General features: G+C 60.5%; 16 protein-coding genes and 1 riboswitch. Of the genes, 12 read left to right on the plus strand and 4 right to left on the minus strand.

The annotated features are described in order from the left end of the window. The first annotated feature begins 76 nt into the window (after nucleotides 1-76). From H6A60_RS05975 to H6A60_RS06020, 10 genes are all read left to right on the plus strand, one after another. The gene (locus H6A60_RS05975) at nucleotides 77-2,863 is read left to right on the plus strand and encodes a heavy metal translocating P-type ATPase (protein WP_205102499.1); all 2,787 of its coding nucleotides are present in this window, start codon (nucleotides 77-79) and stop codon (nucleotides 2,861-2,863) included. 82 nt (nucleotides 2,864-2,945) lie between these two features. Further along, nucleotides 2,946-3,488 carry a hypothetical protein gene (locus tag H6A60_RS05980; RefSeq protein WP_205102500.1) on the plus strand — a complete coding sequence of 181 codons (543 nt, stop codon included), beginning with the start codon at nucleotides 2,946-2,948 and terminating at the stop codon, nucleotides 3,486-3,488. Between the two features lie 70 nt (nucleotides 3,489-3,558). After that, nucleotides 3,559-3,969 carry a carboxymuconolactone decarboxylase family protein gene (locus H6A60_RS05985; RefSeq protein WP_205102501.1) on the plus strand — a complete coding sequence of 137 codons (411 nt, stop codon included), beginning with the start codon at nucleotides 3,559-3,561 and terminating at the stop codon, nucleotides 3,967-3,969. 169 nt (nucleotides 3,970-4,138) lie between these two features. Continuing rightward, nucleotides 4,139-4,317, plus strand: a riboswitch (Lysine riboswitch). A gap of 162 nt (nucleotides 4,318-4,479) precedes the next feature. After that, a complete protein-coding gene (locus H6A60_RS05990; RefSeq protein WP_205102502.1) occupies nucleotides 4,480-5,883 on the plus strand; it encodes an APC family permease in 1,404 nt (467 codons plus the stop codon). A gap of 95 nt (nucleotides 5,884-5,978) precedes the next feature. Beyond that, nucleotides 5,979-7,595, plus strand: a complete 1,617-nt coding sequence (locus H6A60_RS05995; RefSeq protein ID WP_205102503.1) for an amidohydrolase — start codon at nucleotides 5,979-5,981, stop codon at nucleotides 7,593-7,595. Nucleotides 7,596-7,727: 132 nt separating this feature from the next. Further along, nucleotides 7,728-8,639: a LysR family transcriptional regulator gene (locus H6A60_RS06000; protein ID WP_205102504.1), complete on the plus strand. Its 912-nt coding sequence runs from the start codon at nucleotides 7,728-7,730 to the stop codon at nucleotides 8,637-8,639. Between the two features lie 188 nt (nucleotides 8,640-8,827). Further along, nucleotides 8,828-10,234 carry a flavocytochrome c gene (locus tag H6A60_RS06005; RefSeq protein ID WP_205102505.1) on the plus strand — a complete coding sequence of 469 codons (1,407 nt, stop codon included), beginning with the start codon at nucleotides 8,828-8,830 and terminating at the stop codon, nucleotides 10,232-10,234. Nucleotides 10,235-10,940: 706 nt separating this feature from the next. Then, nucleotides 10,941-12,773, plus strand: a complete 1,833-nt coding sequence (locus tag H6A60_RS06010; RefSeq protein WP_205102506.1) for a ribonucleoside-diphosphate reductase subunit alpha — start codon at nucleotides 10,941-10,943, stop codon at nucleotides 12,771-12,773. A gap of 53 nt (nucleotides 12,774-12,826) precedes the next feature. After that, a complete protein-coding gene (locus H6A60_RS06015; protein ID WP_205102529.1) occupies nucleotides 12,827-13,858 on the plus strand; it encodes a ribonucleotide-diphosphate reductase subunit beta in 1,032 nt (343 codons plus the stop codon). Between the two features lie 63 nt (nucleotides 13,859-13,921). Further along, nucleotides 13,922-14,341: a phosphate-starvation-inducible PsiE family protein gene (locus H6A60_RS06020; protein ID WP_239477616.1), complete on the plus strand. Its 420-nt coding sequence runs from the start codon at nucleotides 13,922-13,924 to the stop codon at nucleotides 14,339-14,341. 87 nt (nucleotides 14,342-14,428) lie between these two features. On the opposite strand, the gene H6A60_RS06025 is transcribed toward H6A60_RS06020, so the two are convergent. Beyond that, nucleotides 14,429-15,778: a hypothetical protein gene (locus H6A60_RS06025; RefSeq protein WP_205102507.1), complete on the minus strand. Its 1,350-nt coding sequence runs from the start codon at nucleotides 15,776-15,778 to the stop codon at nucleotides 14,429-14,431. Nucleotides 15,779-16,117: 339 nt separating this feature from the next. On the opposite strand from H6A60_RS06025, the gene H6A60_RS06030 reads away from it, so the two are divergent. After that, the gene (locus H6A60_RS06030; RefSeq protein WP_205102508.1) at nucleotides 16,118-16,972 is read left to right on the plus strand and encodes an aldo/keto reductase; all 855 of its coding nucleotides are present in this window, start codon (nucleotides 16,118-16,120) and stop codon (nucleotides 16,970-16,972) included. 199 nt (nucleotides 16,973-17,171) lie between these two features. On the opposite strand, the gene H6A60_RS06035 is transcribed toward H6A60_RS06030, so the two are convergent. Together H6A60_RS06035 and H6A60_RS06040 are read right to left on the minus strand one after the other, a co-directional pair. Then, on the minus strand, nucleotides 17,172-18,002 hold the full coding sequence (locus tag H6A60_RS06035) for a MetQ/NlpA family ABC transporter substrate-binding protein (RefSeq protein ID WP_205102509.1): 831 nt from the start codon (nucleotides 18,000-18,002) through the stop codon (nucleotides 17,172-17,174). Between the two features lie 287 nt (nucleotides 18,003-18,289). Continuing rightward, nucleotides 18,290-18,619, minus strand: a complete 330-nt coding sequence (locus H6A60_RS06040) for a hypothetical protein (RefSeq protein WP_205102510.1) — start codon at nucleotides 18,617-18,619, stop codon at nucleotides 18,290-18,292. Nucleotides 18,620-18,906: 287 nt separating this feature from the next. Here H6A60_RS06040 and H6A60_RS06045 point away from each other — a divergent pair, with 287 nt between their 5' ends. After that, on the plus strand, nucleotides 18,907-19,416 hold the full coding sequence (locus tag H6A60_RS06045; protein WP_205102511.1) for a hypothetical protein: 510 nt from the start codon (nucleotides 18,907-18,909) through the stop codon (nucleotides 19,414-19,416). 81 nt (nucleotides 19,417-19,497) lie between these two features. On the opposite strand, the gene thiC is transcribed toward H6A60_RS06045, so the two are convergent. Further along, nucleotides 19,498-21,201, minus strand: coding sequence for a phosphomethylpyrimidine synthase ThiC (gene thiC / locus H6A60_RS06050; RefSeq protein WP_275114218.1), 1,704 nt, complete (start codon nucleotides 21,199-21,201; stop codon nucleotides 19,498-19,500). Between the last annotated feature and the right edge of the window lie 486 nt (nucleotides 21,202-21,687).

A 21,687-nucleotide genomic window follows, 5' to 3' on the forward strand; every position in this document is an offset into this window, starting at 1 on the left:
TTTCATTTGTTTCAGTGTGCTTCGCGCTCGATTTTTTCGAGTCCGCAACAAAAGCACAACAACCGCCGGTGACGCCATGCCGACCGTCCGCTTTCGAATTCCCGACCTTTGCTGCCCCGTTGAATTCCGCCCGATAGAGAAGGCGCTTTCCGAAGCGCTGGCCGCTCGGGGAATAACGTCTGAACCCTTTTCAATCGTGCCCGATTACGGCGCACGCACCGTGCGCGTGAAGTCTCCCACGCCCTTCGAACCCGAAGCGCTTCTTGCCGCCGTTCGTGCGGCGGGCTTCGAGTGTTCGCGCCTCGAAGACGCAGCCGACGAGCGCCCGCAGTCCGCACGCCGGCGCATCGAACTGCATGTTCCCGAAATGGACTGCCCGGTTGAGGCCGGCGAAATCGAACGCGCCTTCAAGGCCGAGGGCGTCGAGGGCGCGGTCTTCGATACGCTCAAGCGCCGCATCGTTTTCGAGTCGATGACGGACGAGGAATGCGAGCGAGCGCTCACTGCCGTTGAACACGCGGGCTACCGGGCCCATGCACACGGCGGCACCGCGCAGGGAGCGTCAGTGCCGCAGACGTCAGAAGTCGACGGCGCCCAAGCGCGAGCTGGCCGCACGCTTTTGCGCGTGCCCGCGATGGACTGTCCAGTCGAAGCGGGCGACATCGAAAAGATCTTCCGCGCGCACGGCTTCACCGACTACGTGATTCAGACGATGAACCGCACGATCGAAGTGCCGAGCGACATGACCGAGACCGCGCTCAAATTCATCGCCGAAGCGGGCTACGAGGCGCAGGCGCTCTCCAACGAAGCGCGTCGCACGACAAAGTCGCGCGCCGACGAAGCGGCGCTCTTTGAAGAAAAAACGCCCTGGGGCCGATACGGCTTTGCACTCGCCGTAGCGCTTTTATCCGAAGCGATCGAACTCGGTCACGAATACGGCGCCCTGGGGCTTGAAAATGTCGACGCGGCCTGGGCCGACGGCGCAGGTCTCATTTTTGCTCTGGCCGCCGTCCTGCTCGTCGGGGTCGGCACCTTCAAGAAGGGCATTCGCTCGGCGCTTCGAGGCACGCTCAACATGAACGCCCTCATGGCCGTCGCCGTCACAGGCGGCATTCTCATCGGCGCCTGGCCCGAGGCGGCCATGGTGATGGTGCTCTTTGAAATCTCGGAAGCGATCGAACGCCTCTCCATGACGAAGGCAAGAAATTCGATCCGCAACCTCATGGAGGTGGCGCCCGAGACTGCGCTTGTCAAAACCAATTCCGGCTTTGAAAAGCGTGCGGTCGAAGACGTGGCGCCGGGCGCACTCATCCGCGTCGCGCCTGGCGAGCGCATTCCGCTTGACGGGCGCATCCGCACGGGCATCACGGCGCTCGACCAATCCATGGTGACGGGCGAATCGATGCCTGCGGAAAAGGGCCCCGACGACACCGTCTGGGCCGGAACCGTCAATCTGCAGAGTACGATCGACGTACTCGTGACGGCCGCTTCGGGCGAAAGCCTCACGGCACGCATTATCGAAGCGGTGGAAAACGCACAGGCGGCGAAGTCGCAGACGCAGCGCTTCGTCGACCGGTTTGCCGAAATCTATACGCCGATCGTCTTTGTCGTGGCGCTTGCCGTCGCCATCCTTCCGCCGATCTTCTTGGGCGACTGGCTCGGCTGGCTCTATAAGGCACTTTGCCTCCTTGTGATTGCATGCCCCTGCGCGCTTGTGATTTCCACACCCGTCACGATCGTCTCGGCGCTCGCCACGGCGACGCGCTGCGGTCTGCTCGTCAAGGGCGGACTCTTCCTGGAGGAAGCGCGAAAGCTCAAATCCATCGGCTTGGACAAGACGGGCACGCTCACGAAGGGCGAACCCGAACTCGCCGAGGCGAGCGTTTGGGGGATCGACGCCGACCGTGCGCTCGTGCTCGCGGCAAGCCTCGGCGCGATGAATAAGCACCCGCTTTCGGCTGCACTCGCACGCGCAGCCGCACAGAAGGGCCTTGCGCTGCGCGACGTTGAGGAATTTACGTCGCTCCCCGGCAAAGGCGTGAGCGGCCGCATTGAAGGCGGCAAGCTCTTTCTTCTGAGTCCGGCCGAAGTGCGTGCCCGCGGTCTCATGACGCCCGAATCGGAAGCGGCTGCCGCCCGCGCCGCTCAAAACGGCATGTCGTCGGTCGCACTTGTCGACACCTTCGGCCTCATCGCTTTCTTCTCGCTCTCCGACCGCATCAAAGAGGATGCATTGGAGGGCATCCGGCAGCTTCGCGCCGTCGGTGTCGAGCCGATTCTGCTCACGGGCGACAACGCACGCGCCGCGTACGCGCTCGCCAAACAACTTGAGCTCCCGTCGATGCGCGCCGAGCTGCTCCCCGAAGAGAAGCTTGCCGCTATCCGCGAAATGCAGAGCAAGGGGCTTTGCGCCATGGTGGGCGACGGCATCAACGACGCCCCTGCGCTTGCTCAGGCCGACATTGGCATTGCCATGGGCGTGCGCGGTACGGACAGCGCCATCGAAGCGGCCGACATCGCCGTCATGGACGACCGCATTTCGTCGATCGCTTCGCTCGTGCGCCTCTCGCGCATGACGCACAGCGTGCTTGTCCAGAACATCGTCTTTGCGCTCGGCGTGAAGATCGCATTCGCGCTGCTCGCGATCGCGGGCTACGCCACCATGTGGATGGCCGTTTTCGCCGACACGGGCACCTGTCTCATCGTGGTAGCCAATGCGCTTCGAATGCTGCGCGCCAAGCCCGCGCTTGAGCGCGAAGCCGAACGGGCGCGCGCCGTGTTTCCGAAGGCTTCGCCCGAAGCGGCGCCCGACGACTCAAGCACCTGCGTTAAGAGCGGCACGGCATCCGCTTCGATCGGCTAAGCTCAATAGCAAATGCACCTTTCTCGAGCCGCAGTGAAGAACACTCTCACTGCGGCTGCCGATCGATTCGAGGCGAACGAACATGCGCACCAACGACCATTCGAGACTCGAACCAGAAAACGGCGATTTCGTCCGCTACGTTGAAGAAATCGCCCGACGACAGCAAGCCGAACTCATGCGGCTTCGAGATCCCGCGTCCGCAAAAGCGCTGCGCGAGGCAATGTTCGAGTCGCCCGACCGCGACGGCGACGGCGTGTCGCTGCGCGACCTCGTAGGAGCGCTTTCTCAGAAAACACAGAAAACGGGCTCGCAGTCGTCTCAAACGGGCGCAGCGGTTCGTGCGCGACAGGTGCGCAGCGCCGAAGCATTCGGACGCAAGCTTGGCCGCTTGTTTGCGCCGCGAGACCGCCGAGCGCCATCGCGTGCCGAGCCGATCTCTCGAGAGCGAATTGCGCGCGTGGTTTTCGTCGAGCGCTTTTTCGCCGGTGCCTGCGTGCTGGGCGGCATCATTCTCCTCACGCTCGACGTGCCCTTCTTTGACACCAACATGAGAGCGGGCGACATTCTCACTTCGTTCGGTGTTTTCGCCTTTTTCCACTCGCTCTTTCTCGCGCAGCGCCGATAGCCTCGCCGAGAAACCTCTCAGAAAGAGGCGTAGGCTCACTCGCACGCGCAGACATTGGAGAGACACCACCATGACCGAGAAGCTTCACGAATCGCAGGACGACGCCTTTGAGCGCTTCACCGGGGCGACGCCCTCGCGTCTCACTGATCGGCTTGCGGACTTTGCGCCCGACGTCGCGCGCTACATCCGCAGCTTCGTTTTCGGCGAGGTCTATGCGCGAGCCGGACTTTCCGACAAAGAAAAAGCGATTGCCGTCATCACGACGCTTGCCGCCATGGGCGGGTGCGAGCGCGAGCTTCACACGCACATCAACACGGCGCTCAATGTCGGCGTTGCACCCGAGCGCATCGTCGATACCTTCATTCAGATGCTCCCGTATGCGGGCTTCCCGCGCGTACTCAATGCGCTCTTTGAAGCGCAGGCCGTTTTTGCCGAGCGCGGCATTGCACTACGCGTGCCTCGCGACGCCGATTCGCACTGAGGTCCTCGGTCAGCCGCATTTGCGCTGTTAAGCGAAAACCGAAGAACAGCGGGTTATTACCTAGTCAAAACATTTGATCCACTTTGCCGAAGGCAAAAAGATTGTTTTCAGCGGCGCTTTCAATTGGACAGGCAGCCGATTTTGTGCGAAAGTCAAGCTCGGAAAACAAGTTGTTGATAGAGGCGCGGCGCGGAAGAGTACTCGTCCGAGGGGACACCCGATGAAGACGATGAAAGGCCAAGCCGCCGAAACGACCGCCCGGGTACGGACGAGCGTTGGGCACCGGTGAAATACATCGGTGACTCCTGGATCGGCCTCATTGCCGACTCCAGAGGCGCTATCGGTGGTAACTCGCATGAAGACCCTCCGCGCGTCCGACATCTTTTGCCGGCGCCGCCGGCAGGGACGGAATGCCGGGATTGTCGTTTCATAAAGTTGCATCGATAGATGCAACTTTTTTTTGACCCTGAAATTCATAAAAAAAACGACAAACTCGGGAGCGAGTTAATAATGTCCACCTCCAATTCCAACCAACACGTCACCCTCAAGCGCGACGTCGGTCTCTTCGGCGGCATCTCCGTGCTCGCCGGCATCATGATCGGCTCGGGCATTTTCTATATCGGCGCGATCGTGCTGCAGCGCGCCGGCATGAGCCTCGGCCTGGCGCTCCTCGTCTGGGCGATCGGCGGCCTGATCACGCTGCTCTCGGGCATCTGCTTTGCCGAACTCGGCGCGATGATGCCTAAAGCGGGCGGCTACTACGTCTATCTTCGCGAAGCCTACGGCCAGCGCGTCGCCTTCATGTGCGGCTTCACGAATTTCTTCCTTTCGTCCTCGGGTTCGATTGCGGCGCTTGCCGTTGCATTTGCCGCAGCCATCAGCTCGATGACGCCGCTCTCGGAAATGGAACAGAAGGCCGTCGCGCTCGGCTCGATTCTTCTGCTCTCGGCGATCAACATCCGCGGCATCCGCTTCGGCAGCTTCTTCCAGAACACCTTCATGGTGCTCAAGATGCTCCCGATCATCCTCATTCTCGTCTGCGGCCTCGTCATGGGCGAACAGAGCCCGGACCTCTTCACGATGCCCGCCGAAACGCCCTCGATCGGCTCAATTCTCTCGATGATCGCCTTTGCCGTTCTCGCGACGCTCTGGGCGTATGAAGGCTGGACGAACCTCAACAACATCGCCGAAGAAATCAAGGATCCGAAGCGCAACATTCCGCTCGCGCTGATCGGTTCGATCCTGGGTGTCGCCGTCCTTTACGTGCTCTTTAACTACGCTGTCTACCGCGTCCTGCCCTACGACACGATCGTCTCGATGGTCAACGACGGCAACTTCTACCTCGGCACGGCCGCCGCGCAGTCGCTCTTCGGTTCCGCCGGCATGATCATTGTTGGCTCGGCCATGGTTCTCGCCATCTTCAATTCCCTGAACGGCTGCATCATGGTCTTCCCGCGCATGTACTTCGCCATGGCCCGCGACGGCGCCCTCTTCCCGTCGCTTGCGAAGCTCCATCCGGTCTACCGCACCCCGATCAACGCGCAGGTTGCCTCGGCCGTCATGGCGATGATCCTCGTCTGCTCGCGCACGCTTTCGGAACTTACGAGCCTCGTAGCCATCTGCGGCATCATCTTCCACGGTCTCACGTTCCTCTCCGTAATCGTGCTTCGCAAGAAGTACCCGACGATGGAACGCCCCTATAAGGTCTGGTGCTATCCGTACGCGATCTACCTTGTGCTCGCCTTCATGACCTGCCTCGTGATCAACACGATCTACCAGGATCCGGTCACGGCTGCACTCGGCCTCATCGTTCCGCTCGTCGGCCTCGGGATCTACGAAGTCTTCTTCCGCCGTCAGCATGAAGCGGTTGAAAAGCTTCGCCGCAGCGAAGGCAAGACCGACCTCGATGCCTAATAAAGATCCGTGCCTGCCGCCGCTCTGCCTAAGAGCGCTGCACGCGGCAGGCGCGTTGCCCCAACAAAAGCAAAACACACCCAAAGAGATTCATCATGACCGCTACCCTTATCCGCAACGCCAACATCTATGTTCAGCGCGGGCGCTTTGAAGAGGCGCTCCTTGTCGAAGACGGCTTCATTACCGCGATCGGCACGAACGAAGAAATCGCCGCTCGCGCCCCCGCTGATGCGGAAGTCTTCGACGCACAGGGCCGCACGATCGTCCCGGGCTTCAACGACTCGCATCAGCACCTCTTCAACACGGGCATTGCGCTCACCGACATTCGCCTTCACAAGGCCACGAGCATCCGTGAAGTAAAGGAAATCGCCCGCCGCTACATTGAAGAACGCCGCCCGGCGCCAGGCACTGTTCTTCACGGCATGGGCTGGAACCAGGACTATTTCACCGATGAAGCCCGTCTCCTCACGCGCGCAGACCTCGACGACATCACGACCGAATACCCGCTCATTTTCGAGCGTGCCTGCGGCCACATGCTTACCGCCAACACCGCCGCGCTAGAGCGCGCCGGGATTACGCGCGACACGGTCGTACCCGAAGGCGGCTCGATCGGGCACGACGAAAACGGCGAACTTAACGGCATCTTTGCCGAGAACGCCCGCGGTCCGCTCACGGCGCTTTTCCGCAACCGCAGCGCCGAGGACTGCGCCGAACTGATCCGTACCGGCATGCGCCACGCGGCGGAAACGGGCGTCACGTCCGTGCAGACCTGCGACCTGCGCGAAGGGACCTGGCGCACGGTGCTCGAAGCCTACAACCGCGTCATGGCCGACAATCCCGTCACGCGCGTGAGCCACCAGGCCTACTTCAGCAAGCCCGAGGAATACCGCGAGTTCCTCGCCGAAGGCCACGTCACGAAGAGCGGCACGCCCTTCCACCGCTTCGGCCCCCTGAAGCTCTTTGTCGACGGCAGTCTCGGCGCCCGCACGGCCTATATGCGCGAGCCCTATCATGACGCGCCCGAAACCCGCGGCATCTCGACCTTGACGCCCGAGCAGCTCGACGCGCTCGTCGGCACCGCCGTCGAACACAACTGCGGCGTTGCGATTCACGCGATCGGCGACGCAGCCGTCGAAGAAGTGCTCGATGCCTACGACCGCGTCTGCACGGACGGCATGAATCCCAATCGCCTCGGCATCATTCACGTTCAGATCACGGACCGTCCGCTCGTCGAACGATTCACGAAAAACCACATCCTCGCGCTCGTGCAGCCGATCTTCCTCCATTACGACACGACGATCGTCGAAGACCGCGTCGGCAAGGACCTTGCCGCTACGTCCTACGCTTTCGGCACGATGAAAAAGCTCGGCATCCACATGAGCTTCGGCACGGACTCCCCGATCGAAGACATGAATCCGATTGACAACCTCTACTGCGCCGTCACCCGCTCGAACCTCAAGGGCGAACCCGCGGGCGGCTTCCATCCGGAAGAATGCCTCGACATCTACGACGCGGTTGATGCCTACACGACGGAAAGCGCCTACGCGACCTTCGAAGAAGACATCAAGGGCCGCCTCCTGCCGGGCTACTACGCCGACCTTGTCGTCCTCTCGGAAAACATCTTTGAGATGCCCAAGACCGAGCTGCGCCGCACGAAGGTCGATGCAACGATGGTGGGCGGACGCTTTGTCTTCATGCGTGAAGGCGCCTGATCGCACTAGATACGCCTTGGCCATTCTTCCGACAGGAAGACGGCCTAAAGAAGCCGCACGGATTTTTTTTGACTGTGCGGCTTTTTTGTTTTTCGAGCGCTAAGCTTTTGATGCAGATTCCGGACTTCAAGCATGATTCGCTACGACCTCAACGATCTCAACATATTCCTCGTGCTCGCGCGTACGAGAAGTCTAACGGCAGCGGCGCAAACGCTTCCATTCACGACTTCTGCGCTCAGTCTGAGGCTGAGGAAGCTTGAAACATCGCTCGGCACGACACTCTTCACGCGCAAGGCTCGCGGACTTGCATTGACACCTGCGGGCGACATGCTCGTGCGACACGCGCAGAATGTCCTCAAAAGTGCTGCTCAGCTTGAAACGGCCATGTCCGGATTCGACGAAAAGGAGCGGACAGTGCTTCGCATTGCGTCAAACAGCACGGGATTGCAGACCATCATTGCACCACAGGCTGCTGGCTTTCTCGCGGGCAGAAGCGTTCGTCTTGTATTCCTTGAGCTGCGATCCAATGAAGCGCTCGCGGCCATTGAGGACGGCAATGCAGACCTGGCTTTCGGTCTTGAAAACGTCTTTCGGAGTCGCGAAACGGATGTGGAAGTGGTGCCGCTCTTCACCGATCGTCACGTCGTCATTGTTCCGACTTCACACCCTCTCGCAGATCGAGCAGCCGTTCGATTCGCCGAGACACTCGCTTTTCCTTATGCGTCGTGTTTGAAAAATGCGCCGATCACGCGTGCCATGATTGAGCGTGCAGCCCAACTCGGCAGCGTCTTCGAACCGATTGCAGAGGTACCGGGCTTCCGGCTGCTGATCGATTTCGTAGCCCAGGGCGCAGGACTTGCCGTTGTCCCGAAGTCGGCCGTTCTCTCCGTGCCCGAGCGCGCAAAGGATTTAGTTGTCATCAACCTTCTCGATGAATGGGCAGAACGACCTCTTGCCTTTGCCTATCCTAAAGGAAAACCCGAATACACGCTCGCACAAGACTTTGCAAGCTATTGTGCGAATGCTCGGACGGACAGGCATTGACAAGGTTTTCTTTTGAAGCTTCAAGGTTTTCTCAAAGCTCTTTCGAGAAATGCTCGCTTCTCACCCGGGTAAACCGCGAGCATACTTCGGCCTTGGTTTGTTGCCGGCCACCTTTCTTTTCGACCGGCATCGACATGAAAACAACCCGAATCCCCAGAAGCGGATTCGTGACGAAAGGAGAGAAAACCATGAAGATCACCCCGATGCTCGTTGCCGCTGCCGTCGCAACCGCCATGGGCGGCGCCTGTGCTGAAACAGTCGACGCCGTTATCATCGGCGCGGGCGGCGCGGGCCTCTCGGCTGCCGTCACGATGCACGACCTCGGCCACAAGGTCGTCGTACTCGAAAAGATGACGATGGTCGGCGGCAACACGACGCGCGCCGAAGGCGGCATCAACGCCGCCGAAACCGAACAGCAGAAGAAGGCGGGCATTCCCGATACGATCGAGCAGTTCTATCAGGACACGATGAAGGGCGGCCACAACATCAACAACCCCGATCTCGTTCGCACGCTCACGACGCACGCCAAGGACTCCGTTGCCTGGCTTGATTCGCTTGGCGCGGACCTCTCCGTCGTCGGCCGCGCGGGCGGCGCGAAGTACCCGCGTGCGCACCGTCCGCATGACGGCAGCGCCATCGGTCCGGTTGTCGTGAAGACCCTTTACAACGCCGCCAAGGAACGCAAGATCGATATCCGCACGCGCTCGAAGGCCGTCGACATCCTCACGGGCAAGGACGGCGCCGTTGCCGGCGTCAAGGTTGAGTCGAAGGACGGCAAAACCTACACGATCGACGCCAAGACGGTCGTTCTCGCCGCGGGCGGCTTCGGTGCCAACCAAGAACTTCTCGTGAAGTACCAACCCAAGCTCAAGGGCTACGCCACGACGAACCACCCGGGCGCCACGGGCGACGGCATTCTTCTGGCTGAAAAGGTCGGTGCCGCCTTGGTCGACATGGAACAGATTCAGGCCCATCCGACGGCCGCTCCCTCGGGCGAACTCATCAGCGAAAGCGTTCGCGGCGACGGCGCCATTCTGGTGAACGCCGAAGGCAAGCGCTTCACGAACGAGCTCCTCACGCGCGACGTCGTTTCGAATGCCGAACTCCAGCAGCCGGGCAAGTTCGCTTGGGTCATCTGGGATGACGCCACGCGCCAGAAGGCCAAACTCATGGACGGCTACATCAAGCTCGGCCTCACGGTGACGGGCAAGAACTTGGACGAACTTGCCAAGGCCATGAACGTGCCGGCCGATGCGCTCAAGGCCACGTTCGCAACCTACGCCAAGGATCAGAAGGCGGGCAAGGACAGCCAGTTCGGGCGCCCCGACATGCCGCAGCCGCTCACGAGCGCGCCGTACTGGGCCGTCAAGGTTCAGCCGGCCGTTCACCACACGATGGGCGGCGTAAAAATCAACACGAAGGCTGAAGTGATCGGTACGAACGGCAAACCGATTCCGGGATTCTTCGCTGCTGGCGAAGTGACGGGCGGCGTTCACGGCGGCAACCGTCTGGGCGGCAACGCGCAGGCCGACATCGTGACCTTCGGCCGCATCGCCGGTCAGTCGGCGGACGCCTTCATCAAGGCAGCCAAATAACTTTCGAGGCGTCGGACCGCGTCGCTTCACCTGCGCGGATCCGACGCTCTGTTTGGTTTCGTTCGAGTGCGGACGGGCGTCTTGGTTTCGAGGCTCGACGCCGCGTAATCGATCTTTCGAGCGATCCGATTCGTTCGGGCATTCACTGCAACGACGAACACGGATGTCCGAGCATTCACGAAAACGCCGACAAAGCTTTTCGTTTTCAGGGTGACGGCCGGCGGCCGCCATCCTTTTTTATTTTCAACACGTCCGTGTTTGTTTTCGAAAGACGACGCCCGCCCAAGCGGCTTCGAGCCGCCTCAGTTCGTTTTCATGCCGCACGCTTTATCGATTGAGGCGATAGATCGGTGAAAGCGAAAACATCGTCAAGCGACATTGATGCACCTCAAGTCGTCATTGACATTACCTTCCCGCACGACGGAAAACAGCCTCCGCGGGCTCGTGATCATGATCATTGTTGACGCACGACTTCGCTCCAATTTGTCGGCGGCAAGTGCACCGAACGTCAGCGAACACCATAGAAAACAATTGCGAAAACGAATCGAAACAAACAAATAGACAAACTTTATTGGCCAAAGCCGACTCTTGCAGATAATCTCTCAGGACCATCTATATTTTGTGATGACGGCTCGCACTACGCACGACATATCGTTGCCGTAGCACCCCATTGAAGCGAGCCGGCGCCTTTTTTCGAGGAGTTTCGATGCCCGTCCGAATCGATCCGAGCCGCGACGCCCTTTTCGACGAACTCGGTCTCATGCGTCTTCGCGAAAGCTACATGCGGCCGGACGAAAAGAGCCCGCAGGAGCGCTTTGCCTATGTTGCCGAAAAGTTCGCCACCGACGAAGCGCACGCGCAGCGCATCTACGACTACGCGAGCCGCCACTGGCTCTCGTTTTCGACGCCCATTCTCTCCTTCGGCCGCTCGAAGAAGGGACTCCCCATTTCGTGCTTTCTCGCCTATATGGACGACAGCGCCGAGGGGCTCGTCGACACGCTCTCCGAAGTCAACTGGCTCTCCATGCTCGGGGGTGGCGTCGGCATTCATGTCGGCATCCGCAGCGCCGACGAAAAGAGCGTGGGCGTCATGCCGCACCTCAAAGTCTACGATGCGGCGTGCCTCGCCTACCGTCAGGGCTCGACCCGCCGCGGCTCCTACGCGGCCTTTCTCGACGCGAACCACCCGGACATCATTTCGTTCGTTGAGATGCGCAAACCCACGGGCGACCAGAACCTGAAAGCGCTCAATCTGCACCACGGCGTCAACATATCGGACGCCTTCATGGAAAAAATCGAAGCCGTGATGCGCGACGCAGACGCAGACGACAGCTGGCCGCTCGTCAACCCGGCCAACGGCGAAGTCGTCGAAACGATTCGCGCGCGCGACCTCTGGCAGCGCATCCTCGAAATGCGCATGCATACGGGCGAGCCCTATCTCGTTTTCGTCGATGCTGCAAAGCGTGCGCTGCCCGAGTGGCTTAAAAAGCAGGGCCTCTCGATCCACGGTTCGAATCTCTGTACGGAAATTTTCCTGCCGACCGCGAAGAACCGCACGGCCGTCTGCTGCCTCTCCTCCGTGAACCTCGAGTACTTCGACGAGTGGTCGAGCGACCCGCGCTTCATTCCGGATGCCATGGCATTTCTTGACAACGTCCTGCAGTACTTTATCGACCACGCTCCCGACACCATTGCGCGCGCGAAATACTCCGCCGAGCGCGAACGCTCCGTCGGGCTCGGCGCCATGGGCTTTCATGCGTACCTGCAAAAGAAGGGCATTCCGCTCGAGTCCGCGCTCGCCAAGTCCGTCAACATGCGCATGTTCCGCCACATCCGCAGCGAATGCGCCCGCGCCGACTCGCTCCTTTGCGAGGAGCGCGGTCCGTGCCCGGATGCGGCTGAAGCGGGCGTCGCGCGCCGCTTCTCGCACTGGAATGCCGTTGCCCCCAACGCGAGCAGCTCGCTCATCATGGGCGGCACGAGTCCCTCGATCGAACCCTACCGCGCCAACATTTACCGTCAAGACACGATTTCGGGCGCCTACATTCTGAAGAACCGCTTCCTGCGCACCAAACTCGCCGAGCTCGGTCTCGACAAGGATACCGTTTGGGCGGACATCATCGCGCACGACGGCTCGATTCAGCACAGAGAGGACATTCCGGAAAACATCCGTGCGGTTTTCAAAACCGCTTTTGAAATCGATCAGCGCTGGCTCGTGGAGCTTGCCGCCGACCGACAGCCCTATATCGACCAGGGGCAGAGCCTCAACCTCTTCTTCCGGCCCGACGTCTCGATCGCGTATCTGCACGCCTGCCACTTCACGGCCTGGAAGCGCGGCTTGAAATCGCTCTACTACAACCGATCGGACAAGCTTCGCAAGGCCGACCGCGTGGGTGTCGCGGCCGAACGCAACCGCCTTGACGTCGATTCGCCGCAGCCGAATCAGACCGAGGCATTTGCGAGCGTACGCGCCGCAGAACCCGAGATCGACATGCGCGCCGTCGCCGACGACACGGGGTGCCTTGCCTGCGAAGGCTGATGCCGAAAGAAAGCCCCTACCGAACCAACCGCACAGATTTTTTTGCCAGAACGATGACCGAAGCCAACGAACCCGTCCTTGAGAGCGCACCGCAGAGCGCTCTGCGCCCTGCGAGCGGTCTGCTCGCAGGCCGAGACACCTTCAAGCCCTTTGCCTATCCGTGGGCCTACGAAGCCTTCATGCAGTCCGAACAGATGCACTGGCTCTGGACGGAAGTGCCGATGATGGAGGACGTCAAGGACTACCGCACGAAGCTCACCGACGACGAGCGCTCGTTTCTCACGAAGATCCTGCGCTTTTTCACGCAGGGCGACATCGACGTCTCGGGCGCGTACGTCAACTGCTATCTGCCGCGCTTTCGTCAGCCCGAAGTGCGCATGATGCTCTCGTCCTTCGCCGCGCGCGAAGCCGTACACATCGCCGCCTACTCACACCTGATCGAGACGCTCGGACTCCCGGAATCGATCTACAACGAGTTTCTCGAGTACGAAGCCATGGCCGCCAAGCACGACTTCGTCGAGCGCATGACCGAAGAGAACGGCGGCAAGGCCGATCTTGCCGCACAGATCGCCGCCTTCTCTGCCTTCACCGAAGGCATGCAGCTCTTTTCGAGCTTCGTGATGCTCCTAAACTTCACGCGCAACGGCACGATGAAGGGCATGGGGCAGATCATCGCCTGGTCAATCGCTGACGAGACGCTGCACACGGAGTCCATGACGAAGATCTTTCGCGAATTCATTCGCGAAAATCCCTCGCTCTGGACGGATGCGCTCAAGGCGCGCATCTACGGCATTGCCGAAACGATGGTCGAACTTGAAGACCGCTTCATTGACCTCGCTTTTGGCGTGAGCGCCATGCGCCGCCTCTCGCGCGAAGAAGTGCGCAGCTACATCCGCTACATTGCCGACCGCCGCCTCAAAGGGCTCGGCCTCAAGGGGATTTTCGGCGTAGAAGAAAATCCGCTCCCCTGGGTCGACGGCATGCTCGGCGCAACGCTCACGAACTTCTTTGAAAACCGTGTCGTTGACTACGCCAAGGGCGCACTCCAGGGCGACTGGTCCGACGTCTGGGGGCGCGCCCGCTGACGAATGCGGATCGCGCGCAAGCTTTCACACAATCAACGATCTCGACGCAACGCTCTCGAAATCATGAAAGACAACATGGAACCCAATCCGATCGCCGAAAACCCGCGCGGCATCGACCGCTTCAACGCCTTTCTCTCCGTCGCGCAAGGCGCCGCGCTTATCGCCATCGCCGCCGCGGCGCTCCTCGGGATCGGACACGCCGTCTACGAAATGTTTGCCGCTGGCAGCGCCAAAATCGGCAGCCTCCTCATGCTCTTCCTCTATATCGAGATTCTGTCGATGGTGAAGGGGTCGCGGCTCGGCACGCGTGAAATTCCGATTCATACGCCCATTGCGCTCGCGATTGTGGCGGTCGCCCGATACCTTGTCGTCGACGTCGAGCACATCACGCCCGAACTCATGCTCTACGCCTCGGGCGCCATTCTCGTTCTTGTGATCGGCCTCAAGATCGTGAGCACGATTCCTAAGAGCGACCGCCACTAAAAGCGATCGGAGGCAACAAAAAACGGCGTGCAGCCGCGGCAACTTCTGCCGGCTGCACGCCGTTTTGCGTTCGAGCGAAGCACTCAGTCAATGCTCAAGCACGAGCACTGCTTCGACGCGACCGTCGGCGTCCATTCGTACCGCATGACGGCGGGGACGCCCCTGCACGATGAGGTAGCGGTCGATCGCCTCCTGAAGTTCGTGCATTTTCTTTTTGAGTTCGGCGACCACTTCATCGTGCACTTCGGCCAAATGGTCGGCATCCTTTTTCACGTCGCCCAAGAGCTTGAGTTCGGCGGGTGTCATCGCGCGGCTGCGCGTTTCGGCCGCATCATAAGCAGCCTGACGGGCACGGTTGAGGAGCGGATGCACGTCGGGGAAGGCCTTGACGTTCTCGGCAATGCGCGAAGAGCAGCGCATGCCGTGCATGTAGTCTTCGCTCGAAATCACGCGCATGAGCGCAATGGCGCGCAGGCAGAGGATGGCGAGTTCGCGCTCGTGCATGAGCGGGATGGCCTTGTTGAGTGCGTCGTCGGCGTCCTGAAGCGTACGGATGCCGTTCGTGAGCGCTTCGAGCGCTTCGTCGATGCGCTTATTGTGCGCGCGCATCTTCGCGGCGAGGTCATCGGCGCGGTCCGTGCGCTGTTGCGCGCGGCCCTCTTCAAGCCCGAGACGGCGTACGTCGCGCGAGAGGTCGAAGAGTTCGTCGATTTCCTGCTCCCACTGCATCCCTTCGAGCGCCGTCACAAAAAGCTGCACCTTCGGGAGCATCGACTTGATAAGGTCCATTTCCGAGCGCAGTTCCGCTGCGAGCGGATGCTCATGCTCGGCCGGATTCAAAAGCCCCCAGAGCGAATGAATGCGAGTGGGCGCGCCCCAGCCGTAGTCGCTTGTCGCCATCGGTTCGCCGAGCTCAAGCCCGTGCTCGTCTACCCCGATGATCTGCAGGTCGCTCGCGACGGCATTCGTGCGCGGCTGGAAGCCCGACTCGAGCGCACGCTCGATCACGGGCGAGAAGGTCACTTCAAAGACGTTGTGCGAAAGGTCGCTTCCCGGCGTCCACGCGAGCGCATTGACATGCTCGAAGAGGCTCTGAACCGCTTCAAGATCGTGCGGATCGATTTCCATGGCGCGAAAGTGCGGCTCGTCGAGTTCGTGCGCGCGCTGGATGAAGACTTCCGCGGCCGTGAGGTCACCCGAAACGCTCGTAATGGCAAGCATGGCAGGACGATGCATGCCGACCTCGGGCATTCGCGGCGCGACTTTCTCTTCGGCGGCAGGCTGCGCCTGCTGCTTCGGCGCCGTCGTTCTCGCGCCGATACGCTCGATACGCCGGGCCGTCTTCGGCTTTCTGCGTGCGAATTGCCAAACGGCACCAAGACCGAAGCCGAGTGCGCAGGCACCGAGAAGAAGACCGGTGAGAAGTTCGCTGTCCATGAATGTGATCCTTTGAACGGTGTTCATGCCGAAGGCGCCGCTCGCTACGCGGCCATCGCTGCAGCGAAAAGAAAGAGTACGAAGCAGCGCCCTTCGACTCGAAGGCGCTTATTTTAACGAGCTAGACAGCGCATATGCTTACGCTGATACCTCGCGGATAAAAAACAATCCGCTCGGAACCGCCATACGGGTTTCATCGCACTAAAGCGGCGCAAAGTACGATCCAAGTCAAATTTTCTAAATCATTTTTCATCTACTATTGGTCGGATAATTGATCTTTCGGACGGTTCCCATATCGGGTGAACGTCCCGGATCTTCACCGGTTTTTCTCCAGCTGAAATGACAAAGTCTCTTACGAAGTTCACCAAACTCTCCAACGGCGTCGAAATGCCGACCGTCGGCTTCGGCACCTGGCAGATTCCGCTCAACGAAAACTTCAAGAGCACGATTCAGACCGCTATTCAGCTCGGCTACCGCCACTTCGACACGGCGCAGATCTACAACAACTCCGTGCTGATGGGCGAAGCGATCCGCGAATCCGGCATTCCGCGCTCGGAGTTCTTCATCACGAGCAAGGTCTGGGCCTCGCATCGCTCGTACGAAAGTGCCAAGGAAGCTTTCGAGCAAGTGCGTACGCAGCTGCAGCTCGATTACCTCGATCTCCTGCTCATTCACTGGCCGGCTTCGCAGGGCGAACCGATGGTCTGGCAGGCGCAGAACGCGGGTACGTGGCGTGCTTTTGAAGAGCTTTATAAGGACGGGCTCGTTCGCGCGATCGGCGTGGCAAACTTTCTGCCGCACCACCTCGTGCCGCTTTTGGCGCGCGCCAAGATCACGCCGATGGTCAACCAACTCGAATGCCACCCGGGCTACACGCAGGCGGCCGCCGTTCGCTTTTCCGAAGAGCGCGGCATGCGCGTTCAGGCTTGGAGTCCGCTCGGCCGCGGCGCCCTCATCCGTCACCCGCATCTGCTTCGCATCGCGGAAGCGCACGGCGTCACGACGGCGCAGGTCGCCCTTCGCTGGGCTGTGCAGAACGGCCTCATGCCGATTCCGAAAGCTACCGAGCTGCAGCACCAGCGTGAGAACCTCGATATTTTCGACTTCGAGCTCACGCCTGAAGAGGTCGACGAACTCACCCGTCTGCCGCAGGCGGCCTTCTCGGGACTGCACCCCGATACGGTGACGTTCTGATCGCGGCGCAATCAATGCCGACGAGCGCCGGAAGCAACTGCCGCTTCCGGCTTTTTTTGCGCCTTGTGCCGCTCGTCAATGCGACGAAAGACCAGTCCCGTCCAAGCAAAAACCTCCGCGGGTCCGAACCCAAACGGAGGTTCTTGAAGGCGCCGCCGCAAAGCTTGGGCGGCGCACTTTGTCACGCCGGACCGACGAATCAGAAGGCGGCGAGAATGGCACCCTGATATTTCTCGTCAATAAACTTCTTGAGCGCTTCAGAGTTGAGGGCGGCCTTGAGCTTCTGGAGATCTTCGCGACTGGCGTCACCCTGACGGATCGCCACAATGTTGGCATAAGGCGAATCCTTGGCCTCAATGGCGATGGCGTCGGTTTTCGGGTTGAGGTTCGCACCGAGCGCGTAATTCGAGTTGATGACGGCGAGCGCGACGTCGTCGAGCGATCGCGGCAGCTGCGCAGCTTCAATTTCAAGCACTTCGAGCTTCTTCGGATTGTCGACGATGTCCTGCTTAGTCGCGAGGATGCCCGCTTCGGGGCGCAGCTTGATGAGGCCCGCCGATTCAAGCACCTTGAGCGCGCGGCCGCCGTTGGTCGGATCGTTCGGGATCGCAACCTTGGCGCCCTCGGGCGTGTCGGCAACGTTCTTGAGCGACTTCGAGTAAACGCCCATCGGTTCGAGGTGAACGGCCGCAAGGCTTTCCAGCGAAAGCTTGTGTTCCTTGGCGAACTCGTCGAGATAGGGCTTGTGCTGGAAGAAATTCGCGTCGAGTTCCTTCTCGGCAAGCGCGAGGTTGGGCTGCACGTAGTCGCTGAATTCCACGATCTTGAGCGTGACGCCCTGTTCCTTCAGCTGCGGCTCGACGAAGCGAATGATGTCGGCGTGCGGCACGGGCGAAACGCCGATCGAGAGCACGGCCGTCTTATCGGCCTGCGCCTGAGGCGCATCGGCCGCCTTGTCGCCGCACCCGGCAAGACCCACAGCGAGACCGGCAGCAACGCAGACGGATGCAAAGAGACGAGTAACCTTCATTTCAAAAACCTCTTTTTTGCGCATTAATCAGAGCGTGCGCGTATTGGAACATCAGGCATTCGTCGAGGCTCCGCGAGCCCCGGTCTGCAGCTTGCGCACGCGCTTTGAATAGTTTTCGGCCGCTTGCGTTTCCAGCGTTCGCATCGAACACGAACGCACTCTCGGCGTCGAAACCGCGAGACGCTTGAAAAGGCGCCCGCACGATCGGCGGCATCGAGCCGGCCGGCGCAGTTCAGGACGCGCACGAAAACGGATGAACACGATGAGGCGTCGTGCTTTTCGTGCCGTCAAATCGAAAACCGCTCGTCGATCCCCGCGGGACCGACGTCCTCATGAAGTCTACACGTTTCGGCGAAATAGACGAGCCCAATCGGGCGCTCGAATGCACGCGCGCCACGTCGTCGGATCAAGGTATTACCTGAAGAAAAATCAGTTTGTTCGTCAATCCCGTATACAGAACAAACTACCGAAATTGCCGCACTCGAGAAGAGGATCACGCGCAGAGCTGCTTTGCGGTTTCCTTTTCGAGAGCTTTCGTCAGAACTTTCTCCTTCACCGAAGCGCGCAGCGACGCGCTTCGAGCGCTTCGCCTCTAAAAAAAGATGCCGCTTTTGCATCAAAAAATTCGACGCTTGAAATTAACGATATTCGTCTGAAAACAGGCGACTTAAAGAATAAAAGATCAAAAAGAGGAAACGAAGCCGTCACCTTACGAAAGATCAATTAACGATCTTTTATGTCGGCATAGCGTCTGAAGACCGCCGATACTCTCAAGCGAAAACCGGCGCCTCCTGGCGGCAGGGAGTGCAGTTTCGCCCGAGCGATTTCGGCCCGAAGCCCCCACGAACCGCGAGCGACTTTGCCCTACGTCCTTTCCCGACAACAACAAGAAGCGAGTGCGATCATGTCCGACACCTCCGCCCGGGTCTTGAAGACCCGCCTCGCCGATGCGGCCAACCGCCCCATCAACACTTTCGCCCATGCGATGAAGACGCTCCTCATTCACGCCCCCTACTACGCGATCATTGCCGAACTTAAGGTCCGTGACCGCCGAGCGCTACCGAACGGGATGAGCGGCTTGCTCGAAATCGGCATTCCGCAAAGTGCGGCCACTGAAATTCTTAAGGTGGCGGCCGACTATTCGCAACGCCCGGTCCTCGGGGTACTGCTCTTTACCGAACGCATGTTCGCGCTGCGCAGTCTTGCCTATCCGCAGGCGAAGAAACTCGAGGCCTACTATCGCAGCAAGGCGCTTTCGAAGGCGACGCTCGACGAGATGCGCGAGCGCATCGACGACATCATTCGCACCTATTGGCCGACGGAAACGAAGGGCCAGATCGTGCGAACACCCTTCGACCTGCCGTACGTTGAGGATTCCTGTGCGGCCAACGACAGCAGCAAGCGCGCGGCTTGAACGCGTTGCTGTTTGCTTACGGTGCCGGTCGCGAACCTAAAGCCGACCCGGCACCTTTCTTTCACTCGAAGACCGAGCCTTTTACTCGAAAAGATCGTGCGCGAGCTTCATCGGGCAAAAGCCCGGCCCGCACATCGAGCAGAAGTGCGCCTCCTGCGCACCCGTCCCGCCAAGCCCCGCCGCATGGAATCGTTCCGCACGCGCCGGATCAACCGAGAGCGCAAACTGATCGCGCCAGCGGAATTCAAAGCGCGCAAGACTCATCATGTGATCCAAAAGGATCGCACCCGGAATGCCCTTAGCGATATCGGCCGCATGCGCGGCAATGCGAAAGACCCCGAGCCCCTCGCGCACGTCCGCTGCATCGGGGAGTCCCAAATGCTCCTTGGGCGTCACGTAGCAGAGCATGGCCGTGCCCTTTGAGGCGATGATCGCGCCGCCGATTGCAGCCGTCACGTGGTCGTAGCCCGCGCCGATATCGGCGGGCAGCGGCCCGAGCGTATAAAAGGGCGCCTCTTCGCACCAATCGTCTTCAAGCCGCTGATTCTCGGCGATCCCTGCGAGCGGTACGTGCCCCGGCCCCTCGATCATCACCTGCACACCCGCCTCTCCCGAGCGGCGATTGAGTTCGCCGAGCGTCTTAAGTTCGGCGAACTGCGCCGCATCGTTGCCGTCGTAGATGGAGCCCGAGCGAAGTCCATCGCCAAGAGAAAGCGTCACATCGTAGCGGCGCGCAATCTCGAGAATCTCGTCGAAATGCTCGTAAAGGAAGTTTTCCTTGGCATGGCGATTCATCCAGACGGCAAGAATGCCGCCGCCGCGCGAAACGATCCCTGTCAGACGACGCTTCGTGAGCGCGACGTGCTCGGCGAGCACGCCCGCGTGAATCGTCATGTAATCGACGCCCTGCTCGGCCTGCTCGAACATGACATCTCGAAACACCTGCCAGTCGAGCGCCTCGGGCTTGCCGACGCGCTCGAGCGCTTCGTAGATCGGAACGGTGCCGAGCGGTACGGGCGATCGGCGCAAAAGCATCTCGCGCGTTTCCCGAATCTGCGGGCCGGTTGACAAATCCATCACGGTGTCCGCACCCGCAAAGAGCGAAGCACGGAGCTTTTCGAGCTCTTCCCCGGGCTTCTTTGAACTCGAAGACGTACCGATATTGGCATTGACCTTCGTCGTGAAGTGACGGCCGATCACCATCGGCTCGACTTCCGGGTGGTGGAAATTCGCCGGAATCACGGCGCGGCGCTCGGCGACCAAGCGCCGAATGTCCTCGCCGCGCCAGAGCGGTGCATTCAGGACCGGACCGAGAATGCGAGTCAGTTTGTCGCTGCCGATCGCCGCCACCTCTTCACGCATCTGTTCGCGTGCGGCATTTTCACGCGCTGCGGCATACGCCATTTCGGGCGTCACGATCCCGCTCCTTGCGCTCTCGAGCTGCGTCATTGCTTCAGCGCTCCCCGGCTCGGGACGCAGACGCTTTCGCGGCAGCGCAGCATCTGCTGCACGCCCCTGCATGCGGCCCGCAACACCGAAGGGCCCCGTGCGGTCCGCCACATAAACAGCCGGCCGCTTTTCGCCGCCGAAGGTTTCCGGCGCAGCATGCATTGCAATGCGGCGCAGCGCAACGGGTTCACCCGCTTCCGAATCGACTGTGACGCGCTCGCCCGGGAGCGTCATCTCGAGCGCCGCGTCTACGCTTTGCGCCTCAAGAGCCGCAACGCCTTCGGAGTGCTTCTCGGCACTCTTGAGCGCAGCTACGGCAATAACGGTTTTTGCCATGTTCATCTCCTCGCGGCCGCGGGCCGCTCTTTTGCCCGGCGGCAAGCAAGCGGCCGGACTGCCAGACGAAGCATCCGGCGTCGACGCGAAAGAGCACTTCCGGCAAAAAAAGAGGAGAGGGCGAACGAAGCTGCGCAGATGATTGCGCGCTCGAAGAAGCGAACAAGATAAGAAAGAGAAGACGCAGAACACGCCGCGTATGAACTACGCAGAGCGCGAGGTGCACGCCGGCACGACGTGCAGAAAGTACCCGCACGCAGCTTCGGGGTACCGGCGAAAGCCGTTGCCCAAAATCCTGACGGCATCAATGCGTCCATCCCGCGTTTCTCGCCGCCGGCATTGCCCGGATCCGATTCGAAGCGACTCTCTCAACCGGCAGGGTGTTTCGACAAAAGGAGTCGCTGCACCCCGCCAGTACCGCCAACGCTTGTTGGATGTACGGAACGCATTGTAGACGCGCCGATGCGGGCGCGTCCGAGATGAAAA

This window comes from Sutterella massiliensis, assembly GCF_016899755.1.
Classification (GTDB): Bacteria; Pseudomonadota; Gammaproteobacteria; order Burkholderiales; family Burkholderiaceae_F; genus Sutterella; species Sutterella massiliensis.